The 25,592-nt window shown below is 59.4% G+C and carries 22 protein-coding genes; 17 read left to right on the top strand and 5 right to left on the bottom strand.

All coding sequences use genetic code 11. The annotated features are described in order from the left end of the window. The first annotated feature begins 22 nt into the window (after window positions 1-22). The 4 genes from hflK (at window position 23) to LC354_RS15305 (ending at window position 3,923) form a co-directional block, all read left to right on the top strand. Entirely contained in the window at window positions 23-1,195 is a 1,173-nt protein-coding gene (gene hflK / locus LC354_RS15320) for an FtsH protease activity modulator HflK (protein WP_223425270.1), read from the top strand. After that, window positions 1,195-2,082, top strand: a complete 888-nt coding sequence (hflC, locus tag LC354_RS15315; protein WP_223425268.1) for a protease modulator HflC — start codon at window positions 1,195-1,197, stop codon at window positions 2,080-2,082. The genes hflK and hflC overlap by 1 nt, the downstream gene beginning before the upstream one ends. After that, on the top strand, window positions 2,082-2,276 hold the full coding sequence (locus tag LC354_RS15310; RefSeq protein WP_223425266.1) for a DUF2065 domain-containing protein: 195 nt from the start codon (window positions 2,082-2,084) through the stop codon (window positions 2,274-2,276). Before hflC ends, LC354_RS15310 begins: the two co-directional genes overlap by 1 nt. A gap of 168 nt (window positions 2,277-2,444) precedes the next feature. Then, the gene (locus LC354_RS15305) at window positions 2,445-3,923 is read left to right on the top strand and encodes a Do family serine endopeptidase (protein ID WP_223425264.1); all 1,479 of its coding nucleotides are present in this window, start codon (window positions 2,445-2,447) and stop codon (window positions 3,921-3,923) included. Window positions 3,924-4,195: 272 nt separating this feature from the next. On the opposite strand, the gene LC354_RS15300 is transcribed toward LC354_RS15305, so the two are convergent. Continuing rightward, window positions 4,196-4,621 (bottom strand): OB-fold nucleic acid binding domain-containing protein, encoded by a 426-nt coding sequence (locus tag LC354_RS15300; protein ID WP_223425262.1) that lies wholly within the window; start codon window positions 4,619-4,621, stop codon window positions 4,196-4,198. 125 nt (window positions 4,622-4,746) lie between these two features. Between LC354_RS15300 and LC354_RS15295 the strand changes: the two genes are divergently transcribed. From LC354_RS15295 to LC354_RS15285, 3 genes are read left to right on the top strand one after another with little or no spacing between them, the layout of a single operon-like run. After that, window positions 4,747-5,070, top strand: coding sequence for a 2Fe-2S iron-sulfur cluster-binding protein (locus LC354_RS15295; RefSeq protein ID WP_223425260.1), 324 nt, complete (start codon window positions 4,747-4,749; stop codon window positions 5,068-5,070). Then, complete coding sequence (locus LC354_RS15290; RefSeq protein WP_223425258.1) at window positions 5,070-5,837, top strand: FG-GAP repeat domain-containing protein; 768 nt, start codon at window positions 5,070-5,072, stop codon at window positions 5,835-5,837. The genes LC354_RS15295 and LC354_RS15290 overlap by 1 nt, the downstream gene beginning before the upstream one ends. Further along, complete coding sequence (locus tag LC354_RS15285; protein WP_223425256.1) at window positions 5,828-6,232, top strand: hypothetical protein; 405 nt, start codon at window positions 5,828-5,830, stop codon at window positions 6,230-6,232. The genes LC354_RS15290 and LC354_RS15285 overlap by 10 nt, the downstream gene beginning before the upstream one ends. Before the next feature lie 55 nt (window positions 6,233-6,287). Here LC354_RS15285 and purD read toward each other — a convergent pair whose 3' ends face one another. Next, window positions 6,288-7,550, bottom strand: coding sequence for a phosphoribosylamine--glycine ligase (gene purD / locus LC354_RS15280; protein ID WP_223425254.1), 1,263 nt, complete (start codon window positions 7,548-7,550; stop codon window positions 6,288-6,290). A gap of 70 nt (window positions 7,551-7,620) precedes the next feature. Between purD and xseA the strand changes: the two genes are divergently transcribed. Continuing rightward, window positions 7,621-9,162, top strand: coding sequence for an exodeoxyribonuclease VII large subunit (gene xseA / locus LC354_RS15275; RefSeq protein ID WP_223425252.1), 1,542 nt, complete (start codon window positions 7,621-7,623; stop codon window positions 9,160-9,162). A 94-nt stretch (window positions 9,163-9,256) separates the two neighbouring features. Here xseA and LC354_RS15270 read toward each other — a convergent pair whose 3' ends face one another. Continuing rightward, entirely contained in the window at window positions 9,257-9,655 is a 399-nt protein-coding gene (locus tag LC354_RS15270; RefSeq protein ID WP_223425251.1) for a hypothetical protein, read from the bottom strand. A 308-nt stretch (window positions 9,656-9,963) separates the two neighbouring features. On the opposite strand from LC354_RS15270, the gene LC354_RS15265 reads away from it, so the two are divergent. The 4 genes from LC354_RS15265 to LC354_RS15250 all read left to right on the top strand — a co-directional run bounded on the left by LC354_RS15265 (window position 9,964) and on the right by LC354_RS15250 (window position 14,860). Then, complete coding sequence (locus tag LC354_RS15265) at window positions 9,964-11,658, top strand: NAD(P)H-dependent oxidoreductase subunit E (RefSeq protein WP_223425249.1); 1,695 nt, start codon at window positions 9,964-9,966, stop codon at window positions 11,656-11,658. A gap of 90 nt (window positions 11,659-11,748) precedes the next feature. Beyond that, window positions 11,749-13,185 carry a signal recognition particle-docking protein FtsY gene (gene ftsY / locus LC354_RS15260; RefSeq protein WP_223425247.1) on the top strand — a complete coding sequence of 479 codons (1,437 nt, stop codon included), beginning with the start codon at window positions 11,749-11,751 and terminating at the stop codon, window positions 13,183-13,185. 139 nt (window positions 13,186-13,324) lie between these two features. Further along, window positions 13,325-14,227, top strand: coding sequence for a DMT family transporter (locus LC354_RS15255; RefSeq protein ID WP_223425245.1), 903 nt, complete (start codon window positions 13,325-13,327; stop codon window positions 14,225-14,227). 9 nt (window positions 14,228-14,236) lie between these two features. Then, complete coding sequence (locus LC354_RS15250; protein WP_223425244.1) at window positions 14,237-14,860, top strand: inner membrane-spanning protein YciB; 624 nt, start codon at window positions 14,237-14,239, stop codon at window positions 14,858-14,860. Between the two features lie 121 nt (window positions 14,861-14,981). On the opposite strand, the gene LC354_RS15245 is transcribed toward LC354_RS15250, so the two are convergent. Beyond that, a complete protein-coding gene (locus LC354_RS15245; RefSeq protein ID WP_223425242.1) occupies window positions 14,982-15,941 on the bottom strand; it encodes an alpha/beta hydrolase in 960 nt (319 codons plus the stop codon). Window positions 15,942-16,227: 286 nt separating this feature from the next. Between LC354_RS15245 and metZ the strand changes: the two genes are divergently transcribed. The 5 genes from metZ to LC354_RS15220 all read left to right on the top strand — a co-directional run bounded on the left by metZ (window position 16,228) and on the right by LC354_RS15220 (window position 24,089). Next, window positions 16,228-17,415, top strand: coding sequence for an O-succinylhomoserine sulfhydrylase (metZ, locus tag LC354_RS15240; RefSeq protein ID WP_223425240.1), 1,188 nt, complete (start codon window positions 16,228-16,230; stop codon window positions 17,413-17,415). 153 nt (window positions 17,416-17,568) lie between these two features. Continuing rightward, window positions 17,569-18,672, top strand: a complete 1,104-nt coding sequence (gene folE2 / locus LC354_RS15235; protein ID WP_223425287.1) for a GTP cyclohydrolase FolE2 — start codon at window positions 17,569-17,571, stop codon at window positions 18,670-18,672. A gap of 784 nt (window positions 18,673-19,456) precedes the next feature. Further along, window positions 19,457-21,865 carry a GcvT family protein gene (locus LC354_RS15230; RefSeq protein WP_223425238.1) on the top strand — a complete coding sequence of 803 codons (2,409 nt, stop codon included), beginning with the start codon at window positions 19,457-19,459 and terminating at the stop codon, window positions 21,863-21,865. A gap of 4 nt (window positions 21,866-21,869) precedes the next feature. Then, window positions 21,870-23,417: a trimethylamine methyltransferase family protein gene (locus LC354_RS15225; RefSeq protein WP_223425236.1), complete on the top strand. Its 1,548-nt coding sequence runs from the start codon at window positions 21,870-21,872 to the stop codon at window positions 23,415-23,417. A gap of 3 nt (window positions 23,418-23,420) precedes the next feature. Next, on the top strand, window positions 23,421-24,089 hold the full coding sequence (locus LC354_RS15220) for a TetR/AcrR family transcriptional regulator (RefSeq protein WP_223425234.1): 669 nt from the start codon (window positions 23,421-23,423) through the stop codon (window positions 24,087-24,089). Between the two features lie 6 nt (window positions 24,090-24,095). On the opposite strand, the gene LC354_RS15215 is transcribed toward LC354_RS15220, so the two are convergent. After that, the gene (locus LC354_RS15215) at window positions 24,096-25,235 is read right to left on the bottom strand and encodes an aminotransferase class I/II-fold pyridoxal phosphate-dependent enzyme (protein WP_223425232.1); all 1,140 of its coding nucleotides are present in this window, start codon (window positions 25,233-25,235) and stop codon (window positions 24,096-24,098) included. Window positions 25,236-25,592 lie beyond the last annotated feature (357 nt).

Below are 25,592 nucleotides of genomic sequence, written 5' to 3'. Positions count from 1 at the left end.
GGCAACAGGAGAACGACACCAAATGGCTGGTAATACAGGCGGCCCCTGGGGGGGCGGCGGAGGTTCGGGCGGAGATGACGATGGTCGCGACAATGGCTCACGTGGTCCCGGTCGTGGCAATGGCGGACGTGGCCCGGGCCAGGAAGGTCCGCAGATTCCCGAAATTGATGAATTGGTCAAAAAGGGCCAGGAGCAACTGCGCGTCCTGATGGGCGGTCGCGGTGGCGGCAACACCGGCGGTGGTGGATCGGGTTCGGGGGGCGGTGGCCCATATCTGACCCGTGGCACGATTGGCATCGCCTTGCTGGTCGGTATCGGCCTTTGGCTCTTTTCATCGTTTTACACCGTCCGTCCCGAAGAACAGTCGGTCGAGCTTTTCCTGGGCGAATTTTCGTCCGTGGGCAATCCCGGTCTGAACTTTGCGCCTTGGCCATTCGTGACCGCTGAAGTCATTCCGGTCACCACTGAACGCACCGAGGAAATCGGTGTCGGTCGCGCGGGATCCGATGCGGGCCTTATGCTGACCGGGGACGAGAACATCGTCGATATCGACTTTCAGGTACAATGGAACATCAACGATCCATCTGCCTTCCTGTTCAACCTGCGTGATCCCGAACCAACGATCCGCGCGGTTTCTGAGTCGGCCATGCGCGAAATTATCGCGCAGTCCGAACTGGCTCCCATCCTCAACCGTGACCGGGGTGTGATCGGTGACCGGCTGGAAGAGCTGATCCAGTCTACGCTCGACAGTTACGACAGCGGCGTAAACGTGATCCGTGTCAACTTTGACAAGGCTGACCCGCCGGTCGAGGTGATTGATGCTTTCCGAGACGTTCAGGCCGCCGAGCAGGAACGCGACCGTTTGCAAAACGTTGCTGACGCCTATGCCAACCGGGTTCTGGCCGAGGCGCGTGGTCAATCCGCGCAGCTCTTGGAAGAAGCCGAAGGCTACCGCGCCCAGCAGGTCAACCAGGCTGAAGGTGAGGCATCTCGCTTCTCCGCCGTCTTGGAAGAATACAGCAAGGCGCCGGATGTGACACGCAAACGGCTTTATCTTGAGACCATGGAGAAAGTGCTGGGCCAGATGGACAAGATCATTCTGGACGAATCCACCGGCGGTGGCGGAGGACAGGGCATCGTGCCTTACCTGCCGCTCAATGAACTGCGCCGCAGCTCAACAGGGGGAACGAATTGATGAAAAGCGCAAAATACCTTTTGCCGATTGTCGCGGTCGTTGCTGCCATTGGCCTGTCGTCGATCTTTATCGTGGACGAGCGTGAAAAGGCGCTGGTTCTGCAATTTGGCCGCGTCGTCGCGGTGAAGGAAGACCCCGGTCTTGCCTTCAAGATCCCCCTGATCCAGGAAGTCGTGCGCTACGACGACCGTATCCTGAGCCGTGATATCGACCCGCTCGAGATCACGCCGCTGGATGATCGACGCCTTGTTGTGGACGCCTTTGCGCGCTATCGCATCGTGGATGTGAACCAGTTCCGTCAGGCTGTTGGTGGCGGCGGCATCGCATTTGCCGAAGATCGCCTGGACTCGATCCTGCGCTCCGAAACGCGTGAAATCCTGGGTTCCGTCACATCGAACGAAATCCTGTCCAGCGATCGTGCGGCTCTGATGCTGCGCATTCGCAACTCGTCGATCCCGCAGGCCCGCGCGTTGGGCGTCGATATCATCGACGTCCGCCTCAAGCGCACCGACCTGCCGGCGGAAAACCTTGACGCCACTTTCGAGCGTATGCGCGCCGAACGGGAGCGTGAGGCGACGGACGAGCGGGCCCGTGGTAACGAGGCGGCCCAGCGTGTGCGTGCCCAGGCTGACCGGACTGTGGTTGAACTGGTCTCTGACAGCGAACGTCAGGCCGAGATCATTCGCGGTGAAGCCGACGCCCGCCGCAACGCGATCTTTGCGGATGCCTTTGGAGCGGACCCGGAATTCTTTGAGTTCTATCGGTCCCTTACCGCCTACGAGCGCGCGCTTCAGGGCAGCAACTCGACAATGGTCATGTCGCCTGACAGCGAGTTCTTCAACTACTTGCGCTCTGATCAGGGTTCACGCAGCCTCGAAGGTGAATGATGTCTTGGGTGTTGCTTGCTCTCGGGCTTGTGATGATGGTGGAGGGGCTGGCATATATGCTGGCCCCTTCGCTCATTGAACGGGTGCTGGAAGTGTTGCGCAGCCTTCCCGAGGTTGCGCGCCGTCAGTTTGGAGCCTTGGTGTTGGTGTCGGGGTTGATACTTGTCTGGCTCGCCTTTTTCATCGGGTTGTAACCTTGGGGCGCAACTCTTCACAGTTTGGTAATACTGAGTTGAAAGGTTGAGTGTCGAAACCATCTTTGTGGTTGCGTCGGTACAACCCTATATGCACCTTATATGTAGCGACGCACACACATGTGCAGGCGGCCATCGTGGCCAATGTGAAGATGCAGGAGAAACCTGATGCAACGACAGGCACTCGTGAAAGCGAAACAGCTTCCGAACTATTCATACTTACGGGCCCTTATGTTGGGCGCATTGGCGTTGGCCTTTGTGGTGGCGCAGGCGCTGAACGCCGCGGCCCGGCCCGAAAGCCTCGCCCCACTGGCCGAGAAAATCAGCCCTTCGGTGGTCAATATTACAACGTCAACGCTGGTCGAAGGGCGGACAGGCCCGCAGGGTATCGTGCCCGAAGGTTCTCCGTTCGAGGACTTTTTCCGCGAGTTTCAGGACCGTAACAATAACGGGCAGGGCAATCGTCCCCGTCGCTCCTCTGCGCTTGGGTCGGGTTTCGTCATATCCGAAGACGGCTATGTCGTGACCAACAATCACGTGATCGAAGGTGCCGACGAAATCCTGATCGAGTTCTTCAATGGATCCGAGCTCAAGGCCACCGTCATCGGGACAGACCCGAACACAGATATTGCTTTGCTCAGGGTCGAGTCCGAAGAGGCGCTGCCATTCGTGTCCTTTGGGGACAGCGACACCGCGCGCGTGGGCGACTGGGTGATCGCAATGGGAAATCCGCTGGGTCAGGGGTTTTCCGTCTCGGCAGGCATCGTATCGGCCCGCAACCGGGCGCTGAGCGGAACATATGACGACTACATCCAGACGGACGCAGCGATCAATCGCGGCAACTCGGGCGGTCCGCTGTTCAACATGGACGGTGAAGTCATTGGTGTGAACACGGCGATTCTGTCACCGAATGGCGGATCTATCGGCATCGGGTTCTCCATGGCAGCGAATGTGGTGAACAATGTCGTCGACCAGTTGCAGGAGTTTGGCGAAACCCGCCGTGGTTGGCTTGGGGTCCGCATTCAGGACGTGACTGAAGACATCGCCGAAGCCATGGGGCTCGAGATGGCAGCAGGGGCGTTGGTGACGTCCGTGCCGGAAGGCCCGGCGAAAGAAGCCGGTATGGAAGATGGCGATGTCATCATCAGCTTTGCCGGGGTCGACGTCGAAGACACCCGTGGACTGGTCCGTCAGGTCGGCAACAGCCCCGTCGGAGAGACGGTGCGCGTCGTGGTGTTCCGCGACGGCGAAACGGTGACGCTGCGCGTAACATTGGGACGTCGCGAAGAGGCGCAAGGTGCGGTTCCCGCTGTCGCCACGGAACCCGATGACATGGAAGAGCCTGAGACCAAAGAAGTGCTTGGCCTGACGCTGAGTAGCCTGACGGATGAGTTGCGTGAAGAATTGGGCGTGACAGAAGGCCAGGAGGGTTTGGCGGTGACGGCCGTGGATGAGACGTCCGAGGCTTTTGAAAAGGGTCTGCGCGCAGGTGACGTCATCACCGAAGCCGGACAGCAAAAGGTCGCGTCGATCGCGGATTTCGAGACACGGCTGCAAGATGTCAAGGACGCCGGGCGCAAGTCACTGCTTTTGCTGGTGCGTCGCGCGGGGGATCCACGCTTTGTGGCACTGAGCCTGGCAAATTAATCTTTGATCACATTGGAAACAAAAAGGCGCCCCACACCGGAGGCGCCTTTTTTCTTGGGTTTCTGCCAAGTTCTGTTGGCTGTAGTGGCTACACAGGACTGGTTGCCGTGGTCGGGTTTGACCGCCGCTGCTGAAATCATTTTTCAGAAACCGTTCGGCATTGGTGACGCTCTGCAGTGTGGGTGCGCATTGATCTGGCCGTCTTGGCCCTGTTACCCAAGCGCGTCTAACCTGCTTGAAGAATTCTGGCGTCAAGTGTGCGTTGCACCACTTCACCTGCTGTGACGGGCATCCTGCGCATCCGTCCGTATCTCTGCCGCCACGGTGCGTGCGGTCCCTTCGCTCAGGAGGTGGTCCAGCATGGCCGATATATCCTCGATCTGTTCGGCCAGCACATGGGTGACGTCATGGGCCCGTTGCATACGGCCCGTCACGCGCAGCATGCGCCCGGCCACCACCGCCCGGCGAAACCGTTCGTAGATGTGCCGCCAGACGATGATGTTGACCACGCCCGTTTCGTCCTCGAGCGTGAGAAAGATCACGCCCTTGGCCGTGCCGGGGCGCTGACGCAAGATCACCAGACCCGCCACAGCCACCCGCGCGTTGAGCGGCGGTAACCCCAGATCGCAGGCCCGCACACAAGAGGGCGGGCGGGGCCAGACCTGATCAGAGGCGGCGGGAGGAGAATAGACCTGCATGGGAACAAAGATAGAACATATTGCCCGTGTCGCAAGGTGCAAAGAGGTGTGACGCAAAAGGGGGTGGCGGGCCGAAAAAGAGGCGGTTAGAACCGTCCGGAACATTGGGGAAAAGGGGGCTTTTGATGGCCAAGATCACCTATATCGAACATGGCGGAACAGAACATGTCGTGGACGTGGCCAACGGGCTGACAGTCATGGAAGGCGCGCGTGACAACAACATTCCGGGCATCGAAGCCGATTGCGGCGGAGCCTGCGCCTGTTCGACATGCCACGTCTATGTGCATGCCGATTGGGTCGACAAGCTGCCCGCCAAGGACGACATGGAAACCGACATGCTCGATTTCGCCTATGAGCCGGATGAGACCCGCTCGCGTCTGACCTGCCAGCTGAAAGTAAGCGATGCGCTGGACGGTCTCGTGGTGCAGATGCCCGAAAAACAGATCTGATGCCAGAGGAGGCGCCGCGTCTTCTGTGGCACCTCTTGCCCCGTTTCGCGCGCGGCGCGCGTCCGATGTTGCGCATGTGGATGGCGGTGCTGGGCGTTGCCGCGTCGACTGCTCCGGCTTTGTCCGACAGCATTGCGTCGGCTCGTTATACGGTACCGACGGACCGCTATGCCCACGGCGTTCTCGGCGATGCGATCGAGTGGGGAGCACTCGAGGTGACGCTTGAAGATGGGCGTTCTGTGACCTTTACCCTGCCGCAGGACCATGTGTTCGAAGATATCGCGCCTCGGTTGGCGGATCTGGATGGCGATGGCCGCCCGGAGGTCATCGTCGTTGAAGCCGATACGTCGCAGGGGGCTGCCTTGGCGGTTTATGGCGCATCCGGCAAGATTGTCGAGACGCCGCATATCGGCACCCGCAATCGTTGGCTTGCCCCCATCGGGGCTGCGGATTTTGACGGGGACGGGTACACAGAGCTTGCCTATGTCGACCGTCCGCATCTGGCGAAAACCATTCGTGTTTGGCGTTATCACGATGGTAGGTTGCAACCTCTGGCAAGCTTGCCGGGCTTTTCCAACCACCGGATTGGAGAGGACTTCATCTCGGGCGGCGTCCGTACCTGCGATGGGACGGATGAAATGATTGTCGCGACGGCCGACTGGTTGCGCCTGGTCGCGATCCGGTTTGACGGATCGGGCTTCGCCGTCACTGACCTTGGCCGCAATACCGGAGCCCGCAGTTGGCGTGCCGCACTGGCATGCGACTGAGGTGCATTTTATGGGCGGTCATCGCGTGTGTATGCGCGGGGCCCGCGTTTGCGCAACAGCAGATAACGCCGGATGCCTTCCTGGACCTGGCTACGGGCCAAACCCTGACCTTCAGCGACTACGACACAGGCATAACAGTCGGTGTTGAACAGTTTCTGAAGCGCGATCAGTCGGTCTGGGCACAGTCAGACGGCCGCTGTTCCTACGGCCGCATCGACATTCGCGGCCCTCTGCTCTGCTTCATTTACGAGAACTTTCCGAATCCGGACAATTGCTGGATGCCGTTCCAGCGGGACACCGAAATCCTTGTCATGTCTGCCGAGAGCCGTGAGATTCAGCGGGTCACCGAAATTACGACGGATCCTGTGCTCTGCGAAGGCACGCCCCTGTCTTGAAAAAGTCTCTGCGGGAGGCGCGCAGGCTGAGACATCGCTTCTTGGGTCAGGTGCTTTACAGAGCGCGCCAACCGATATCACGACGATAAAATCCATCGGGATAGTCGATCTGATCCACCATTGCATAAGCCCGCTCCGCAGCCTCGCCGAGCGTCGTCCCACGCGCGGTCACGCTCAACACGCGCCCGCCCGAGGCGGTAATCGCGCCGTCCTTGAGTGTGGTGCCCGCATGAAACACCATCTGGCTGCTGGTTTCGGGCAGCGTGTCCAGGCCACCGACGACGGCGCCTTTGTCATAGCTGTCTGGGTAGCCGTTGGCGGCCATCACGACGGTGATGGCATGGTCATCGGCCCAGTTAACCTGCGCGCTGTCCAGGCGTCCTTCGGCGGCGGCGTGCATCAGGTCAAAGGCCTGCGCGCCCAGCCTCATCATCAGAACCTGACATTCAGGATCGCCAAAGCGCACATTGTATTCCACCAACCGCGGTGCACCGTCTTCAATCATCAGCCCCGCGTAAAGCACGCCTTGATAGGGCATGCCGCGACGCGCCATTTCGGCCATCGTGGGGCGGATGATCTCTGCCAAAGCGCGCTCTGCGATGGTGTCTGTCAGAACGGGCGCGGGCGAATAGGCCCCCATTCCGCCAGTGTTGGGCCCGGTGTCGCCCTCGCCGACGCGCTTGTGGTCTTGCGCCGTACCGATCGGCAGAACATCCGTTCCGTCGCACAGCACAAAGAACGAGGCTTCCTCGCCGGTCATGAACTCTTCGATCACAACTTCGGCGCCCGCCCCGCCAAAGGCTCCGCCAAACATGTCGTCAATGGCGGCTTCGGCCTGTGCCACGGTTTCGGCGATGATGACACCTTTGCCCGCCGCGAGGCCGTCGGCTTTGACGACAATTGGCGCGCCTTGGGCCTGTACGTAGGCTTTCGCCGCGTCCGCATCCGTAAAATGGCCATAGGCCGCCGTCGGCGCATTGGCCGCGTCACAGATCGCCTTGGTGAACGCTTTGGACGCTTCCAACTCTGCCGCCGCCTGACTTGGCCCAAAGACGAGTACGCCGGCATCCCGCAAGCGATCCGCAACCCCTGCGGCCAGTGGCGCTTCGGGGCCGACTATGACGAAATCAATCGCCTCTTCTTCGGCGAAGGTGACGACGGCACCGCCGTCCGATATGTCGAGCGATGCGCAATCGGCAATCGCCGCAATACCCGCATTGCCTGGCGCCACGACGAGGCGGTCGCATTTGGGGTTCTGGAGAACAGCCCAGGCCAGCGAATGTTCACGACCACCGCCGCCGAGAATTAAGATGTTCATGGGGCAGCACTCCTTGGCCTTTGCGCGCCCTCGTTCTAAGCTGGAGTGCGGCCATGCACAAGGAACGGAAATGGACCTGATCGATGAACCCTCGGACGGGCTGAACGCCCCGGAATATAGCGTCTCGGACATCTCGGGCGCGGTAAAGCGGCTGATCGAGGGCGAGTTTTCCCACGTACGCATTCGGGGCGAAGTTGGCCGGGTCAGTCGACCGCGTTCGGGTCATGTTTATCTGGACCTCAAGGACGACCGCTCTGTCATCTCCGGCATTTTGTGGAAAGGGGTCGCCGCCCGCCTGCAAACCCAGCCCGAAGAGGGCATGGAAGTCGTGGCAACTGGCCGCTTGACCACATTTGCTGGTCAATCCAAGTACCAGATCATTATCGAAGACATCAAACCGGCCGGCATGGGCGCACTGATGGCGCTGTTGGAAAAGCGCAAGGCGCTGTTGCAGGCCGAAGGTTTGTTTGATCCGGCGCACAAAAAGAATCTGCCCTACCTTCCGGACGTCATTGGGGTCGTCACCTCTCCGTCGGGCGCTGTGATCCGGGATATCCTGCACCGATTGCGGGACCGTTTTCCGCGAAAGGTGCTGATTTGGCCTGTGGCGGTACAAGGCGCCAAATGTGCCCCGGAAGTGGCGCGCGCGATTGCCGGATTCAATGCGCTTGCAATTGGAGGCGCGATCCCGCGACCGGATTTGCTGATCGTGGCGCGCGGCGGTGGATCGGTCGAGGATCTTTGGGGTTTCAACGAGGAAATCGTCGCCCGCGCGGCAGCTGCATCCGAAATCCCGTTGATATCCGCAGTCGGGCACGAAACCGACACGACTTTGATTGATTTCGTGTCTGATCGGCGTGCGCCGACGCCGACGGCTGCGGCAGAGCTTGCCGTGCCTGTGCGCCACGAGTTGATGGCCTGGCTCGACGGGGCAGGGGCCCGAATGACAGGGGCTCTCAGCGGTGGTTTGCAACGCCGCGGGCAGCGTTTGCGCGATCTGGGTCGTGCATTGCCGAGGCCTGAGGTGCTGGTGGAAGGGCCGCGCCAGCGTCTTGACGTGCTTGGGGATCGACTTGGACCGGCCCTGATCGGGGGCGTGCAGCGACGCAAGGTCCGACTGGCGGATGCGTCCGGCAGCCTGCGGCCGGCGATGCTGGCCCGGCAGGTGCGCAACGAACGCAAGCGTCTGGATGACCTAGGCGCACGATTGGGGCCAGCGCTGGCGCGGGCAGCGCAGGGCAAGAGGGACCGATATGAAGCGCGGGCGGCCCGTCTCAGTCCGCGCAAGTTAACCCAAGACCGCGTTCAGGCCGAACAACGGTTGCAGGCATTGGTCGGACGATTGCGCACGACAGGTGCGCGCCAAATTGAACGGCTGAGCCATCGACTTGAGGCGATGGATCGGTTGCGCGAAACGCTCAGCTACAAGGCGACCCTGGCGCGCGGTTATGCGGTGGTGCGTGGCGGGGGCGAGATCCTCACGACCAAATCAGCAGCAGAACAGGCCAGCGGGCTTGAGATCGAGTTCAGCGATGGGCGTCTGCGACTGGGCGGCGCAGGCGGCGCGCGCAAGTCTGGCGCAAAACCACCCGAGCAAGGGTCCCTGTTCTGACGGATGGCGCACCAAGGGTGCGCCTTACGGACAAGGTTGCCATGGTCCCCGTAAGGCGGACGCATCGTCCGCCCGTCACGTCACATGACCTTGGTCAAACGCCGACCTTCGGGCCGAGGCAGATGAGTTCCTCGCCCAAATCCTGCGCTTCATAAAGCTCGGTCGTGTCGGGATCGCTGGTGAAGGTCGCGCGCAGTCCACGCCCTGTTCTCTCGAAGGTCCAGCATTGCGTGTCAGTTCTGTCCTCGTAGACAAAGCAGATATTTGCAGGCTCCGCTTCGTACCAGTAGCCTTCCTTGCAGTTTCCATCGAGAAATGACCATGTGACACGCCGATTTTCATGATAGATTTCAGCGCCATAGGCGACTCCATCATTGCCATAATACAACGTCTTTCCCGTCACGTAAGCTTCAAACTCCGCCGCACTCATAGGCTCGGCAAGAGCGGGTAGGCTCGACAGGGTCAGCGCAAGAACGGCGGCAAGATATTTCATGCTGACACAATGCCAGAGGTGCGGCGCGTGCGCCAGCCTGCCCACGCGGATGTTATGCTGCGTGCGGGGTCTTTTATCTGCGCAATCCGGCGTTCGACCATGCTTCAGAATCATCCGATATGGGGGACTGGACGCCGACGCGATCCGATCCAGCCCACGCATATCGGTGCTTTCGAGCCCAAACGTAACTGATGCACGCCAGCATGATCATCATCGGCGCGTGCTTTGCACCGTTTGGGGTCGCTTTTGGGCTGATGTATCTACCACACCGCTGCTAGTTTACGCGCAAACAGGATTAGGAGTGCGACATGGCACTGGATCAGGCAAAGCAAGGCAAGGGCGTCTGGAAGTCGGGAAAAGGCAAAGGCCGTGTCCGTCCCAAAGGCCGTGCGCTGGAAGATCAGGCTTGGGATGACGTGCGCGCGCTTTTGGGCGATGCACCGCGACGCAGCGATCTGCTGATCGAGTACATGCATCTCATTCAGGATGAATACGGTCATCTGTCTGCGGCGCACCTGCGCGCACTGGCCGAAGAGATGCGCTTGAGCATGGCGGAAGTTTATGAGGTCGCCACCTTCTATGCCCATTTTGATGTAGTCAAAGAAGGCGAAACACCGCCGCCCGCGCTGACCATCCGGGTCTGCGATTCGCTCAGTTGCGAATTGGCAGGCGCGCAGAAGTTGAAATCCGCGCTCGAAGACGGGCTGGACCCAACCCGGGTGCGCGTCTTGCGCGCGCCCTGCATGGGCCGCTGTGACACGGCCCCGGTTCTGGAACTGGGCCATAACCACATCGACCATGCGACGCCTGAAAAAGTCCATGCAGCGATCGCCGCGAATGGTACCCATGCGCATTTGCCCGCATATGAGGCATTGGACGCCTATGTTGCCGAAGGCGGCTATGAAACGCTTTCGTCTCTGCGCAAGGCCGGTGATTGGGAAGCCGTGCAGGCGCAGATCAAGGAAAGCGGGTTGCGTGGGTTGGGCGGCGCGGGTTTCCCAGCCGGAACCAAGTGGGGCTTTGTGCGGGCCAATGCAGGGCCCCGATACCTCGCCGTGAACGGGGACGAGGGCGAACCGGGCACGTTCAAGGATCGCTATTATCTCGAACGCGTGCCGCACCTTTTTCTTGAAGGTATGTTGATCGCAGCCTGGGCTGTCGAAGCAGAAACGACCTTCATCTACATGCGGGACGAATATCCGGCAGTGCTCGAGATTCTGCGCCGCGAAATCAGGGCACTCGAGGCCGCAGGGATCGTCGCAGAAGGTTTCATCGACCTGCGGCGTGGGGCCGGGGCTTACATTTGCGGTGAAGAATCCGCGATGATCGAAAGCATCGAGGGCAAGCGCGGCTTGCCACGTCACAGGCCCCCATACGTGGCGCAGGTCGGTATCTTCAACCAGCCTACCTTGGTGCACAACGTTGAAACCCTGCATTGGATCACGCGCATATGTCGCGAAGGGCCGGATGTCTTGAACACAACCGAAAAGAACGGACGCAAGGGGTTGCGCAGCTATTCGGTCTCGGGTCGCGTCGCGACCCCGGGCGTCTATCTGCTACCGGCAGGGTCGACGATCACGGACATCATCTCCGCATGTGGCGGCATGGCAGACGGTCACGTCTTCAAAGCCTATCAGCCTGGCGGGCCATCCTCCGGCCTGCTCCCTGCGTCAATGGCCGACGTGCCGCTCGACTTCGACACGCTGCAACCACATGGCAGTTTCATCGGTTCTGCCGCCGTCGTGGTCTTGTCCGATCAGGATCGTGCCCGTGACGCCGCCCTCAACATGCTGCGATTTTTCGAGGATGAAAGCTGTGGCCAGTGCACCCCGTGTCGCGTCGGTTGCGAAAAGGCCGTCAAGTTGATGCAGGCAGACACGTGGGATCAGGGATTGCTGGATGAGCTTTGCACGGCCATGACCGATGCATCGATCTGCGGTCTGGGGCAGGCCGCGCCCAACCCGATCCGGTTGACGATGAAACATTTCCCCGACGAAATCTGACGCGCCCAAAGGCACCTTGAATGCACAAGGTGCCTTTTCACGCCGACGCTGGCGTATTAGGTCAGGTGTGAGCACAAGCACCGGGGCACCATGGCGTTTTTCAAGAAACTTAAAGATCGGCTGTTCAAGTCTTCGTCCAGGATTGACGAGGGGCTGGAAGCAATTGTGGAAGATGGCGGGATCGAAGCGGCGGCAGACCCCGACCTTGTCACTGCACCTGACACCGCCCCCGATCCGACGGAAGAATCCGCACCAAAAGAACAACCTGCGCCTGCAGCCGATCTTGAGCCGACGCCCGAGTCCACGCCTGCGCTGGACCCGGTGCCGGAACCGGAACCGCCCTCTGAACCCCGGTCAGATGCGGCGGCGGAGCCGGAACCTGAGCTAAATCCGGAACCCGACACAATACCGATCCCGGAGCCGGCCAGAGAACGCGAACCTGTCCACCTTCCGAGCCCTGCACCGCAAACGCCCGATGTTGATCCTGCTCCGGTCGTTGTCCCGCCCTCAACGCCAGATGCCCCGACGGCAAAAGAAACGTCCGAGAAAACAGAGCCCCCGGTTGCGGCAAGGCCAAAGCCGGTCGCGATGCCGACGTTGACAGATCCGGTTGCACCCGCAGAAACGGCCCCCGCCAAACAGGGCATTCTGGGGCGGCTTATGGGACGCAAGGATGCGGCACCCGTTTTGCGGCGCACGCTCGACGATGACATGCTCGAACAGCTCGAAGAGTTGCTGATCGCCTCCGATATGGGCGTCGATACAGCGCTGCGGGTCACGGCAAACATGGCCGAAGGGCGGATGGGCAAGAAACTGTCTGTCACCGAAATCAAGCAACTCATGGCCGGAGAAATTGCCCGGATCATGGAGGCCGTCGCCAAGCCACTGCCGCTCTATGCGCAAAAGCCGCAAGTCGTGCTGGTGGTGGGGGTCAATGGTTCCGGCAAAACCACGACCATCGGCAAGTTGGCCAGCCAATTCAGAGCCGGCGGCAAATCGGTGGTGATTGCGGCGGGCGATACATTCCGTGCCGCTGCGGTGGAACAGTTGCAGGTCTGGGGCGAACGCGCAGGCGTGCCCGTCCTCACCGCGCCCGAAGGCTCGGATCCGGCAAGTCTTGCCTACGATGCGATGACCAAAGCCCAGGAGGATGGCGCCGACCTGCTGATGATCGACACGGCTGGACGGTTGCAGAATCGCGGCGATCTGATGGAGGAACTGGCCAAGATCGTACGGGTCATTCGCAAGAAAGATCCAAGTGCGCCGCACAATACGTTGTTGGTGCTGGATGCGACAACTGGTCAAAATGCATTGAATCAGGTCAAGGTTTTCCAGGAAGTGTCTGATGTGTCCGGTCTCGTGATGACCAAACTGGACGGGACTGCCAAGGGCGGTGTGCTGGTCGCGCTTGCGGACAAGTTTGGTCTTCCAATCCATGCGATCGGCGTGGGCGAACAGATCGACGATCTTTCCCCGTTCGACCCGGACGATTTTGCTGCCGCGCTCACCGGTCTCGACCGGGAATGAGTCCGGATACTTCGTTCGGCCCAAAATATCCCGGGGGGAGGCCGCAGGCCGGGGGGCTGGCCCCCCGACAACAGAAACATTTCCGTCGCCACATCAGGAACATCGCCCGTAAGGCGGTGCCTGCCCCGCCTCTTTGCCCATGACTGACTGGCTGGTGAGTATTGAAGGCACGCAAACAGGCCATCAGGTCGCGCTGGCGCTCGCCATATTGGCGGCCTTCTTGCATGCGGTTTTCGGCGCCCTGCAAAAGGGGCGGCACGATCCGTGGCTCACACGCGGTGCGATTGACGCCTCTTATTGTCTGATGGCGGCCCCCTTCGCTCTGTTCGTGGTGCCCTGGCCGGAGCCTCACATGTGGTCCATCTTTGCAATCGTCTGGATGATCCATGTGGCCTACAAGCTGCTTCAGGCTTGGGCCTACACTAAAGGGTCCTACACAGTGGTCTACCCGGTCGTCCGTGGTACCGGGCCGCTCTTTACGGTCATTGGGGCCTACCTGCTGTTTGGTGAAACGTTTACGGCGGTCCAGTGGATGGGTGTCGGAACATTGCTGGCGGGTATCTTTGGCCTTGCGGCCTATAATCTGCGCTATCTCGAAACCGAGCGGGATACGCTGCATCTTGCACTGGGACTTGCGTTCATCACCGGGCTCTTCGTGGCGCTTTATACAACTTATGACGCATACGGCATTCGCGCGACGGAAAATCCCTTCACCTTTCTGGCGTGGTTTTTCATGATCGACGGGGTTTTCATGCCGCCGATCGCCTATCTGCGCTGGCGAAGGATGGTCAACGCGCCCGCTGTTCCGCCATTGATGTTGCGTGGGGTTTTCGGTGGCATTGTCGCCTTTCTCAGTTTCGGCTCTATCATGATGGCGACGCGGCTCGACAAAGTGGGCGAAGCTGCGGTATTGCGCGAAACCTCGACTGTCTTTGCTGCGGTGATCGGTTGGCTGGTTCTGAAAGAAACAGTAGGCCCGCGGCGGGTGGCCCTGATGACCTTGATCGCGCTTGGGGCCGTGATTGTTGAAATGGGCGGATAAAGGCAAAAAATGAGTGACACACGCGAGATTAACCCGATCCTGAAGCAAGTGCTCGAACTGGGCCCGCCGCTGGTCTTTTTCCTGATCTATCTGCGCATCCGCGACAACAGTTACGTGATGGGCGGGACAGAATATTCCGGCTTCATCGTGGCCACGCTGGTCTTTGTACCGATCCTGTTGATCTGCATGGCCGTGCTTTGGGCCATGACCGGAAAACTCAGTCGCATGCAGTTGTTCACGGCGTTCATGGTCGTATTTTTTGGTGGGCTGACGGCCTATTTCAACGACGAGCGGTTCTTCAAGATGAAGACCAGCATCGTTTATGGCGTGTTCGCGTTGCTTTTGGGCATCGGCCTGCTGCGTGGTCAAAGCTGGCTCGCTTATGTCCTCAATGAAGCAATGCCGATGCGCGACGAAGGATGGATGATCCTGACCAAGCGGCTCTGCGCAATGTTTGTCGCACTGGCCGTGCTGAACGAAGTGATCTGGCGCACGATGTCGACCGATACTTGGGTCAAGATCGAAACCTTTGGCTTTCCCATCGCCCTCATTGCGTTTTTGTTCTGGCAAATCACGGCTTTGCAATCCTATCTGATCGAGGATGATGCTGACAAAAGCAGCGATCAGGCGTGACAATGGCGCACCATGGGTGCGCCTTACGGGATGGTCGGCGATCGTTTCGTGTCTTGCAATGCACGGTGTCAGGCTGCCTTTAAGTCATCGAACGTTCCCCAGCGTTCAATGGTAAGTCGCATCACATCGCCTTGCGCTGATCCTGATGAGGGTGGTGCGGACCGGACTGAGTTTGACGTAAACGCGACAAGGCAAGCGAAGGTTTCAAGCGGCTTGCATCAGTCGAAGGCAGGGTCTGCTGCAAGGCGCTCAACGGAACCGCAGCCGGGTGACGCAGCGCGCGGGCATAAAACCGCAGCGCACCGGGGCGTGTATATCCTGACCAGTGACAGATCCGGCGCGAGGGGGCCGCAATATGCCCGCCGAACCGCGCCAGTTGCGCCAGTGTGCGGGCGCAATCCAGCCGGAGCGTCACAGCATTGGGCAGATCGATCCCGCGCCCCATGGCCAGATCACCGCGCTGCGGCGGCGGGATCAATCGCTCATACAGAAAGTCGAAGGGATCGTTTTCGCGGCTTGTCACATTGATCAATGCAGAACTCCGGCCCGCTTCGGTCTGCTGCAATGCGTCTGCGGCCCGGCTGGCATAGCTGGCCCCGGTCAGTGTCACGATGCGGTCAACGCTATTTGCAGGCAAACGGTGCAGCGCTTCAAAGATCACCTCCGATCCCATCGAATGGGATACGATGTGAATGGGACGGCCGGGCGCGCGATTGTGGATCGCAGTGATGACAACCGCCAGTTGCTGTCCCGCCAGACGGGCGGCTCGCTGGGCTTGCCAAAGGCTGCCGCGCGCGCGCCATGCAAAGGCAATCGCCAGCCCTTCGTTCGGATCACCGATGCCAAAGCCAAGATGGTGCAACCACTGAACATTTTCGGTCAGGATCGGGCGTGTTGTTCCCGCAAATATCGACGTGTGGGGCGAGTGTCTGGCACAGTCCGGGTCATACTTATACCCGTGGATCATTACGATCACGGGGCCGGTGCCCATAGCGGCAGAGGCAACGGCCCTTGTCGCGGAGGCCGGAGACCCGTGCAGAGCAGGCCCCTCAAGTCCGGCATTCAGTCTCAGGATGGGCATCAGAGCACCTCCTACCACATCTAGTGGGTTCGCTATGGTATACGCATATGACGTCGGCATGAATTTACGGTTACAGCACCGTGACGGTGTTGACGCGCAACAGTTCTGGGCGTAGCCGTGTGCCAGTGGCGATTTGTTACCGGATTGCGGGCCACGTCGGCGTTTTCAGCAGAAGACAGCGGGCAAAACTGCTAAAAGGTCAGGATGAAAGCCCCCCTTTCGCTTGACCGCGTTTCGGGGGCTTTTTCGTGGCCTGGCCCCATCTCAGGCCCATATGGAGTTGAAGATGAGCGACGACTGGAATCCGCGGACCCGCGCTGTGCATGGCGGCACCCGCCGCAGTCAGTATGGCGAAGTGAGCGAGGCTATATTTCTCACGCAGGGCTTTGTCTACGACAGCGCCGAGGCCGCCGAGGCCCGGTTTCTTGAGGCCGGTCCCGACGAATTCATCTATGCGCGGTATGGCAACCCGACGGTGCGGATGTTCGAAGAGCGGATCGCAATGCTTGAGGGCGCCGAGGATGCCTTTGCCACCGCGTCGGGCATGGCGGCTGTATCCGGTGCGCTGACGTCGATGCTGAGAGCCGGTGATCGGGTTGTCTCGGCGCGTGCGCTCTTCGGGTCATGCCTGTATGTGCTTGAGGACATTCTGGCGCGCTATGGCGTCGAAATTGTCTTTGTCGATGGCACGGATCTGGCCGCCTGGGAGGCTGCAATTACCCCTGGAACGCGGGCGGTATTTTTCGAATCCATCTCCAATCCAACGCTGGAAGTCATCGATATAAAATCTGTTTCGACACTGGCTCATGCCGTCGGTGCGACGGTATTGGTCGACAATGTGTTTGCTACACCTGTGTTTTCCGATGCGATTGCGCAAGGCGCGGACGTGGTCATCTATTCCACGACCAAACATGTGGACGGGCAGGGGCGCGCGCTGGGCGGTGTGATCATGGGCACACGGGAGTTCATCCGAAAAACCGTCGAACCCTATATGAAACACACGGGCGGATCCATGTCGCCGTTCACAGCCTGGGTTATGCTCAAGGGGCTGGAAACGATGGAACTGCGCGTGCGGGCGCAAGCCGACAGCGCACTCAAGCTGGCAAATGCTGTCAGCGGGCACGCCGCATTGTCGCGGGTGATCTATCCCGGGCATCCCGGTCACGCCCAGCACGCGTTGGTGCAGGCACAGATGGGTGGCAAGGGCGGGACGGTCTTGTCGATGGACCTCAGAGGCGGGCAAGCGGCGGCGTTTCGCTTTCTAAATGCGCTGAAGATCGCGATCATCTCGAACAACCTTGGCGATGCCAAGTCGATCCTGACCCACCCTGCCACAACCACGCATCAGCGGCTGCCCCAAGACCAAAAGGATGCGCTTGGGATCACGCCGGGGCTTGTGCGCATGTCCGTCGGCATTGAGGACAGCGATGACCTGATCGCGGACGTCCTGCAGGCGCTTGCCAAGGCGGAGTGAGGCATTTGAAAGGAGCCACTGGACTGCGCTGTTCAATTTTTCTGACCGAATGTCATCCAGTTTGCGGAAAGACACGTATACGTTAGCAAAGATGGACATGCGCGGCGGAACGCTTACATGTCCGACAGAACAGATAGAAAGGGGGGCTACTTTATGAACATTCATACGCCCGACATCACGGCAATACCCGAACGAGATGAGGCCGAAGCGGCATTGGACTTGCTGCGCCGCTGGGCCAAATCCGCCAGCACAACAGATATAATCGAACTTGACCCATCGGTCGCCCGTCTGGTTCCGGGCGCAGATGGTGTAGAGTATCCGGCCTTTGCGCGGACCTATCCCGAGACATTCAAAGTGGACGGCGCGTACAAGGAGACGTTGCCCGATCTGCAGAACGGACCGTCCAGCCTGATCCGTGGCGCCAAACAACAGATCCAGCATGTTGGCATCTCGAATTTTCGACTGCCTTTGCGGGTGCAAACCCGTTCCGGTGAAGCCCTGACGCTGGAGACATCGGTGACCGGCACAGTCAGCCTTGAGGCTGACAAGAAGGGCATTAACATGTCCCGAATCATGCGGTCGTTTTACGAATATGCCGGTGAAACCTTCAGCTTTGAGGTGATCGAAGCGGCGCTGGACGACTATAAGACCGATCTGGAAAGCTTTGATGCACGCATCCAGATGCGCTTCAGCTTTCCAATGAAGATGGAGAGCCTGCGCTCGGGTCTTTTCGGTTATCAATATTATGACATTGCACTGGAACTGGTGGAACAGGCCGGTGTGCGCAAAAAGATCATGCATCTGGACTATATCTACTCGTCGACCTGTCCGTGTTCGCTGGAACTTTCTGAGCATGCCCGCGCCACACGCGGGCAGTTGGCGACACCGCATTCGCAGCGCTCGGTCGCGCGCATATCGGTGGTGCTGGAAGATGGCGCAGACTGCCTGTGGTTCGAGGATCTGATCGAAGCCTGTCGTCGTGCGGTCCCGACAGAAACGCAGGTAATGGTCAAACGCGAGGATGAACAGGCTTTTGCCGAGTTGAACGCGGCCAATCCGATATTTGTCGAAGACGCGGCGCGCTTGTTTTGCCAGCAATTGTTGGCCGATGTGCGTGTCGCCGATTTCCGGGTTGTCGCCAGCCATCAGGAAAGCCTGCACAGTCACGACGCGGTGTCAGTGCTGACGGAAGGCGAGACATTTGCCACTGAAAGCATCGACCCCAAGATGTTCTCAACGCTGTTTCACGTGGGCTGAGGTATTGTTCGTTCAGGCGGAGCTTGTTTCTGCCTGACGGACATTTGGCGCGGCGACGCACTTGATTGAAACCGGCCCTTCGGGGAGAGTTTTTTCCGCAAGATGAAGCGAGGGACCGGTGCCGGATGCCTGTCGATTGCTCGAACTTTTTCCCCCCGGAATGCGTTTATCCGCCCGTGCGAGCGGCAGTGTAGTTGACGCTCATACCTCCGAGGTGTCTTGAGGGTATGGAAATTAGAAACTTTGGTGGGCAGGCATAAAAACAGTTTCCATCGGTGAGCAATGGTATGACGCTGTCCGGCGCGCCCGGGTGATGAGACGAATGTTTACCAAGTACTTCCGGAACCAATGCCAAGTCTCTTTGGGTAAGGAGGGCGGTGGCAACGTTTTATGAAACCGGTGCGGCAGATGCCGCGGTATTGTCGTATTTGGCGGGCCCATCAAAGCGTACGTCGAGGTGTTGTTGGTGGTAATGGCGGGCAACGGTACGGCTTATGCGGGCTCCGTGTTGCATCATCAGATCAATATCTGACCCAAAAATTTGGGCATCGTTCCGAAATTTCGGTCTGAGATGGATGGCGCAGACCGCCATTGATGAAATGTCGGTTCCTGCGGATGCTACAGATGCAGGGGCTGTGCGTGTCAGGGCGAGTTCTTCGCAGCGCACACCGGCCCAAGCAACCTGCCGTCAATCACTCTAGACAGACCTGTACAAAGCTGTGCAGGGTCTTGGACAGGACTGTATGGTCGTTCATCTGCGTCTTTTGTCATGAGGGAAACATTCATGAATTCTCATTACCGTGTTGTTGTCATCGGGGGCGGTGTTGTGGGCACTTCCGTGCTCTACCATCTGGCCAAATTCGGTTGGAGCGATGTGTGTCTGATCGAGCGTTCGGTTCTGACCGCCGGGTCAAGCTGGCATGCCGCGGGCGGTATTCACGCGCTGAACGCGGACCTCAATATCGCAGCGCTTCAGGCCTACACCATCGATCTGCTGTCCGAGATCGAAGAGGAATCAGGTCAGAACATCGGCCTGCATATGACAGGTGGGATGACGTTGGCGGGGACGCCGGATCGGTGGGAATGGCTGCAATCGGCCTATCGGACCTTCCAATCGATCGGCATCGAAGACGTGCGGCTGATCACGCCAAAAGAGGCAGGTGAGTTGTGCCCGATCATGTCCACAGAGGGTATTCTGGGCGGTATGTGGGCCGACCGCGAAGGGTATGTCGACACCACCGGCACGGTGCATGCCTATGCCGGGGCCGCAAAGAAACGTGGTGCCACGATCATCGAAAACAATCGTGTGCTGGAACTGAACCAAACCGCAGACGGCTGGCAGGTTGTCACCGAAAAAGGCACGATCATCTGCGAACACGTGGTCAACGCGGCGGGCCTTTGGGCCAAGCAGGTGGGGCGCATGGCGGGCATCGAATTGCCTGTTTCGCCACTCAACCATCACTACCTGATTTCCGACACGATCCCGGAGTTGGAACAGATCGACTTTGAGGTGCCGATGACCGTCGACCTCGAAGGGTTCACCTATATGCGCCAGGACCAGAAGGGCATCCTGCTGGGAATCTACGAGGTCGATCACCAGCACTGGATGATGGACGGCGCGCCGTGGGAATACGGGTTCGAACTGCAACAGGAAGACACCGACCGGATCGAGCATGAGCTGACGCTGGGATTTGAGCGCTATCCGGCATTGCAGGATGTAGGCGTGAAAACCTGGGTCAACGGGGCCTTTACCTTTTCGCCGGATGGCAACCCGCTTGTGGGGCCGGTGCAGGGCAAGCCCGGGTATTGGTGCGCCTGTGCCGTCATGGCGGGTTTCTTGCAAGGCGGTGGCGTTGGCAAATCACTGGCCGAATGGATGATCCACGGCGAGGCCGAAGCGGATGTGTTCGGCATGGATGTCGCCCGCTATGGCGACTACGCCCAGAACAAGCGATTCATCAAGGAGACCACCGGCCAGTTCTATACCCGACGCTTTGTGATGACCTACCCCAATGAACAATTGCCAGCCGGGCGTCCCGTGAAAATGGCGCCTGCCTATTCGGACATGACGGCGGCGGGGTGCCGTTGGGGGGCGAGCTATGGGCTGGAACTGCCGCTCTACTTTGCACCGATGCCTGATTTTGAGGAAAAACCGACACTGAAACGATCCAACGCGTTCGAGGTCGTGGCCGGGGAATGCAAAGCGGTACGTGAGGCCGTGGGCCTTTTGGACATCTCGGGCTTCTCGCGGTTCGAAGTGTCGGGCGCGGGGGCAGAGGCGTGGCTGGATCACGTCATGGCCTCCAAATTGCCCGGACCCGGTCGCGCCCGTCTTGCGCCGATGCTGTCACCAACCGGAAAGCTGCGCGGGGATCTGACCGTGTTCAATTGGGGCGATGGCACCTGGTGGATCATGGGCAGCTATTACCTGCGCGACTGGCATATGCGTTGGTTCAGCGATCACATGACCGACGGTATTGAAGTGCGCGATATCTCTGATGCTGTCGTGGGGTTCAGCCTGTCCGGGCCAAACAGTCGCAAGGTGATCGAAAAGCTCACGGATGGACCTATTGGTGATCTGCCCTTCATGGGCTGCGGCCAGTTCGACATCGGCTTGATTCGTGCCAAGGTTGGTCGTTTGTCGGTCGCGGGCGAATTGGGATATGAAATTCATTGCACCGCGGCCGAACATATCGGGTTGCGCAAACTGCTGTTGGACGCCGGGGCCGATCTGGGCATCCGCGAGGTCGGGTTCAACGCGCTGCTCAGCCTGCGCCTTGAAAAAAGCTTTGGCATCTGGAACGCGGAATTTACCCAAGGTTATACCGCTGCGCAAACCGGGATGGACCGTTGGATCGATTGGTCCAAGGCGGATTTTATCGGACGCACGGCGGCGGAACAGGAACGCGATGGCAACGGCCCTGCACAAGTGGTTGTCCCACTTGAGATCGACGCGTTGGACGCGGATGCCAGCGGGTACGAACCCGTATGGCAAGATGGCAAGAAGGTCGGCTTTGTAACCTCGGGCGGCTATGGCCACACGGTTGGCAAGTCGCTGGCCATGGCGATGGTAAACCAGGACGTTGCACAGACCGGAACGGCGCTGACCGTGCATGTCGTCGGGGTCGAACGCCCGGCACAGGTCATCGCGCCGTCGCCCTATGATCCGGCTGGCACCGCGATGCGGGGATAACGCCATGGACCGCGAAATCACGCGACCGGAACGCAGCGGACGAAGACGGAAGCGGGACGCGGCCAGCACACCTGTGCGCAAGACGAACTATCGCCAGTTGAAAAATCCGTTCCCGCCGATGGATGTCTTCTCTGCGGATCAAATTGCAAATATGCACGCCACGGCGTTGCGGACGCTGGAAGACTTGGGCATCAAGGTCATTCTGCCCGAAGCGCGCAAAATTTTCGCCGCCGCCGGAGCACGCGTCGATGAGGCGACCGAGATGGTGTTCATCGGTCGCGATATCGTCGACGCGGCGCTGGCTTCTGCGCCGCGGTCGATTGACTGCCGCGCGGGGCACCGCGACCGGGATGTTCTGCTGGAGTTGGGAAGCCTTGTGTTTCAACCCGGTGCCGGTGCACCGCATGCAACCGACCTCGAGCGTGGCCGTCGCCCCGGACGAGGTGTGGATTTCCGTGAACTCGTCCAACTGACACACCATTTCGACGTGCTTCAGATGATGCCGCCGTTGATCGAGCCGCAGGATATCGCAACAAATGTGCGACATTATTTTACTTTGGATGCGCAACTGACACTGTCAGACAAATTTCCCTTCGTGTTTTCGCGTGGAACACCGCAAGTGATGGACAGTTTCGAGATGTTGCGGGACTTTCGCGGCGTGTCGGATGAAGAATTTGCGGCAAACCCGTACTGCTATACGATCATCAACACCAACAGTCCGCGCACGCTCGACATTCCCATGGCACAGGGGCTGATTGATTTTGCGCGGGCCGGGCAGGTTTCGATCGTGACCCCATTTACACTGATGGGCGCGATGGCACCGATCACGGTCGCCGGTGCAATCACGCTCAGCCATTGTGAAGCGCTGGCAGCCATCACGCTGACCCAACTGACGCGGGCCGGGGCTCCGGTCTGCTACGGCACGTTCACGTCGAATGTGGATATGAAATCGGGTGCACCTGCCTTTGGCACGCCATCGCATTTTCAGGCGTCGCTGGCGGCAGGGCAACTGGCGCGGTTTATCGGATTGCCGTGGCGGTCGGCGGCCGGATCGGCGTCGAATATCAATGACGTGCAGGCGGCCAATGAAAACCAGATGGGGTTGTGGGGCTGTCTGATGGCGGGCGCGACCGTCATCATCCACGCAGCAGGCTGGCTGGAGGGCGGATTAAGCGTTTCTTATGAAAAGCTGATCGCGGATGTCGAGGTTCTGAACATGGTCGCCGAACTTTGTTCCGGCGCGCAGGCGGGCTCGGATGAAATTGGCTTTGACGCCTTGTCTGAAGTAAATCCCGGCGGGCACTTCTTTGCCACCGGCCAGACTATGGCGCGCTACAACACTGAATTCTATGAACCGATCGTGCATGATTATGCCAATTTCGGAACGTGGACGGAACGGGGGGCGAAGGACGCAAGCACACGCGCCACGAGCGTGTGGAAAGGGATTTTGGCTGCAGATAATCGCCCTGATCTAGACGAGGCACGGGTTGAGAGCTTGCGCCGTTTCATCGAAAAGCGGACCGCCGAGGGCGGTGCGCCACCGGAAAGCTAGGCGATGCCCCGGCGCGTTTCCCCTCTGTTGCATCGGGACGATCCCGAAAAAGAACCGCTTGTCGGCCATGTCAGGGTCACGCGGGAGGACTGGTTGAACATCGCCCGCGATGTGCTGGTGCATCATGGTGCCGGAGAGGTCAAAATCCTGACGCTCAGCGAAAAGCTGAAAGTGTCTCGCTCCAGTTTTTACTGGTATTTCGAAAACAGGGCTGACCTGCTGAATTCTTTGCTGGATGAATGGGCGGCCCGGAATACCGCGACGATTGTCACGTTTTGCGAACGGCCCGCTCCCAATATTTCCGGCGCTCTCTGTAACTTTTTCAGATGCTTCGTGGATCCGTCACTGTTTGATACTGGCCTGGACTTTGCGGTTCGGGAATGGTCGCGCCGTGACGATGGGTTGCGCGCGCGTGTGCACGCCGCCGACGGTGCACGGCTGGATGCTGTCATCGCGATGTTCGAACGATTTGAATATGATCCGGTTGAGGCCGACGCCCGTGCGCGGATCGTCTACTTCATGCAGCTTGGCTATCACGCGCTGGAAGTGCGCGAACCCATGGACCTGCGCATGTCGCGGCTGGTGCCATACATCGAAGGATTTACCGGGCGGGATGTGGACCCGGTCACCGTGTCCGAATTTTTTGCCTTCATAGATGAGCTTGACGTCTGACTAGCCTCAGGCCTTGCGATTGCGCATGATATGTCCCTCAAGTGCTGCCAATCCTTCGTCCAGACCCGTGCGCCCGAACCCAAGACGAAAGCGGTCGTTTGGGGTATCACCCAGATCGGAACGATAGATAGTGCTGGGCAGGAGGAGCACGCCGCTGTCTTGCACCAGAGATTGCGCAAAAACTTCGACGCCCTCGGCCCCTTTATAGCGGGGAAACGCCATGCAGGACCCATCCGGCCTCTGCCAGTCGAACAGGTCCCGGTGACGGGCAAAAAACGCATCCCATTTTGGCAGGTTTTCATCCACGATGGCACAGTTGCGCGCCAGAATAGCTTTGCGATGGGTCAATGCGATCTTGGCCAACCGCTCACTTGGTCCCGAATTGCAGATCGAAAGATAATGCTTCAACCGCTCCATCTTTGACAAAACCGCCCTGTCCTGACTGGCGATCCATCCGATGCGCAGACCCGGCAGGCCGTAGGATTTCGACATGACGTTGAGCGACAGACCCCGTTCGTAGAGGTCGGCAACGAAGGGCAGGTGCTGTGCGCCCGTTGGTCCAAGCCCGTTGAAAATCTCGTCATGCAGAATGTAGATGCCATGTTTACGGCACAGATCGATCAACATGGTATAGTGATCGAGCGGAAGGATCGCGCCGGTCGGGTTGTGGGGGAAGTTGATCGTCACAAGTCGGGTGTTTGGCCGGATCGCGGCGGCAACGCGATCCATGTCCAGCGACCAGCCGTCATCTGGATCAAGCGGCACGCCAGTTGCTTCGCAGATGGTGACGGGGAGCGTTTCGTGCGATTGATAGTTGGGCGTCACCACGATGGCATGGCTGTCACGATCCAGCAGGACGGTATTGGCAGCAAAGATCCCCTCGCTGGCCCCGGCAAAGCACAAAATGTTGTCAGCGCTTTGCTTGGCATAGGTTGCCGCGATTGTATCGCGCAAATCGGGCGCGCCATAGGTTTCGGTATAGCCCAGCCACATGCCCTCGAACTCTTCGCGTTCCTCCGGGCTGGCCATTGCAAGCAGTTCGCGCAGGGACATGCTCTGCGCGTCCGAGGCCGTGAGGTGGTAACGCGCTTTGAATTCCCATTTGGCGAAATGGGTTTCGAGACGAAAGTCGGGAAGCGTTGCCATCGGAAATACCTACAATCAGGACACTATCGAGGGGTGACTATTACCACAGTTTCGTTTGCGCGCACCTTCTGCTTCCACCTTTCTGCAGATCGAGAAGGATGGAACATTCAGTTTCGAATGGAGCCGATCGGGAACTGCCAGATCGGTCTGTGCGCAAGCTATGCCAGCAGCACGGGGCGATGCGTTGATTGATCAACGGCGCTACCGAAAGCCTGGGCAAATAACCTCGACCGTCGTACCAGCGCGCATATTCCCGAAGATGTGTTCTGTGCCACCAGGTCCACCTGTGTCCTGTCTGCTTACAGCACTGGCGATGAGGGTTATCTACGCTTTTTGCCAAAATTTCGGGCAATCCTC

This window comes from Tateyamaria pelophila, assembly GCF_019966495.1.
Classification (GTDB): domain Bacteria; phylum Pseudomonadota; class Alphaproteobacteria; order Rhodobacterales; family Rhodobacteraceae; genus Tateyamaria; species Tateyamaria pelophila.
This window is presented reverse-complemented; position numbering and strand designations above follow the sequence as displayed.

Coding starts and splice junctions, on each gene's coding strand:
- hflK (WP_223425270.1), top strand. CDS start 23: ATGGCTGGTAATACAGGCGGCCCCTGGGGGGGCGGCGGAGGTTCGGGC.
- hflC (WP_223425268.1), top strand. CDS start 1,195: ATGAAAAGCGCAAAATACCTTTTGCCGATTGTCGCGGTCGTTGCTGCC.
- LC354_RS15310 (WP_223425266.1), top strand. CDS start 2,082: ATGTCTTGGGTGTTGCTTGCTCTCGGGCTTGTGATGATGGTGGAGGGG.
- LC354_RS15305 (WP_223425264.1), top strand. CDS start 2,445: ATGCAACGACAGGCACTCGTGAAAGCGAAACAGCTTCCGAACTATTCA.
- LC354_RS15300 (WP_223425262.1), bottom strand. CDS start 4,621: ATGCAGGTCTATTCTCCTCCCGCCGCCTCTGATCAGGTCTGGCCCCGC.
- LC354_RS15295 (WP_223425260.1), top strand. CDS start 4,747: ATGGCCAAGATCACCTATATCGAACATGGCGGAACAGAACATGTCGTG.
- LC354_RS15290 (WP_223425258.1), top strand. CDS start 5,070: ATGCCAGAGGAGGCGCCGCGTCTTCTGTGGCACCTCTTGCCCCGTTTC.
- LC354_RS15285 (WP_223425256.1), top strand. CDS start 5,828: ATGCGACTGAGGTGCATTTTATGGGCGGTCATCGCGTGTGTATGCGCG.
- purD (WP_223425254.1), bottom strand. CDS start 7,550: ATGAACATCTTAATTCTCGGCGGCGGTGGTCGTGAACATTCGCTGGCC.
- xseA (WP_223425252.1), top strand. CDS start 7,621: ATGGACCTGATCGATGAACCCTCGGACGGGCTGAACGCCCCGGAATAT.
- LC354_RS15270 (WP_223425251.1), bottom strand. CDS start 9,655: ATGAAATATCTTGCCGCCGTTCTTGCGCTGACCCTGTCGAGCCTACCC.
- LC354_RS15265 (WP_223425249.1), top strand. CDS start 9,964: ATGGCACTGGATCAGGCAAAGCAAGGCAAGGGCGTCTGGAAGTCGGGA.
- ftsY (WP_223425247.1), top strand. CDS start 11,749: ATGGCGTTTTTCAAGAAACTTAAAGATCGGCTGTTCAAGTCTTCGTCC.
- LC354_RS15255 (WP_223425245.1), top strand. CDS start 13,325: ATGACTGACTGGCTGGTGAGTATTGAAGGCACGCAAACAGGCCATCAG.
- LC354_RS15250 (WP_223425244.1), top strand. CDS start 14,237: ATGAGTGACACACGCGAGATTAACCCGATCCTGAAGCAAGTGCTCGAA.
- LC354_RS15245 (WP_223425242.1), bottom strand. CDS start 15,941: ATGCCCATCCTGAGACTGAATGCCGGACTTGAGGGGCCTGCTCTGCAC.
- metZ (WP_223425240.1), top strand. CDS start 16,228: ATGAGCGACGACTGGAATCCGCGGACCCGCGCTGTGCATGGCGGCACC.
- folE2 (WP_223425287.1), top strand. CDS start 17,569: ATGAACATTCATACGCCCGACATCACGGCAATACCCGAACGAGATGAG.
- LC354_RS15230 (WP_223425238.1), top strand. CDS start 19,457: ATGAATTCTCATTACCGTGTTGTTGTCATCGGGGGCGGTGTTGTGGGC.
- LC354_RS15225 (WP_223425236.1), top strand. CDS start 21,870: ATGGACCGCGAAATCACGCGACCGGAACGCAGCGGACGAAGACGGAAG.
- LC354_RS15220 (WP_223425234.1), top strand. CDS start 23,421: ATGCCCCGGCGCGTTTCCCCTCTGTTGCATCGGGACGATCCCGAAAAA.
- LC354_RS15215 (WP_223425232.1), bottom strand. CDS start 25,235: ATGGCAACGCTTCCCGACTTTCGTCTCGAAACCCATTTCGCCAAATGG.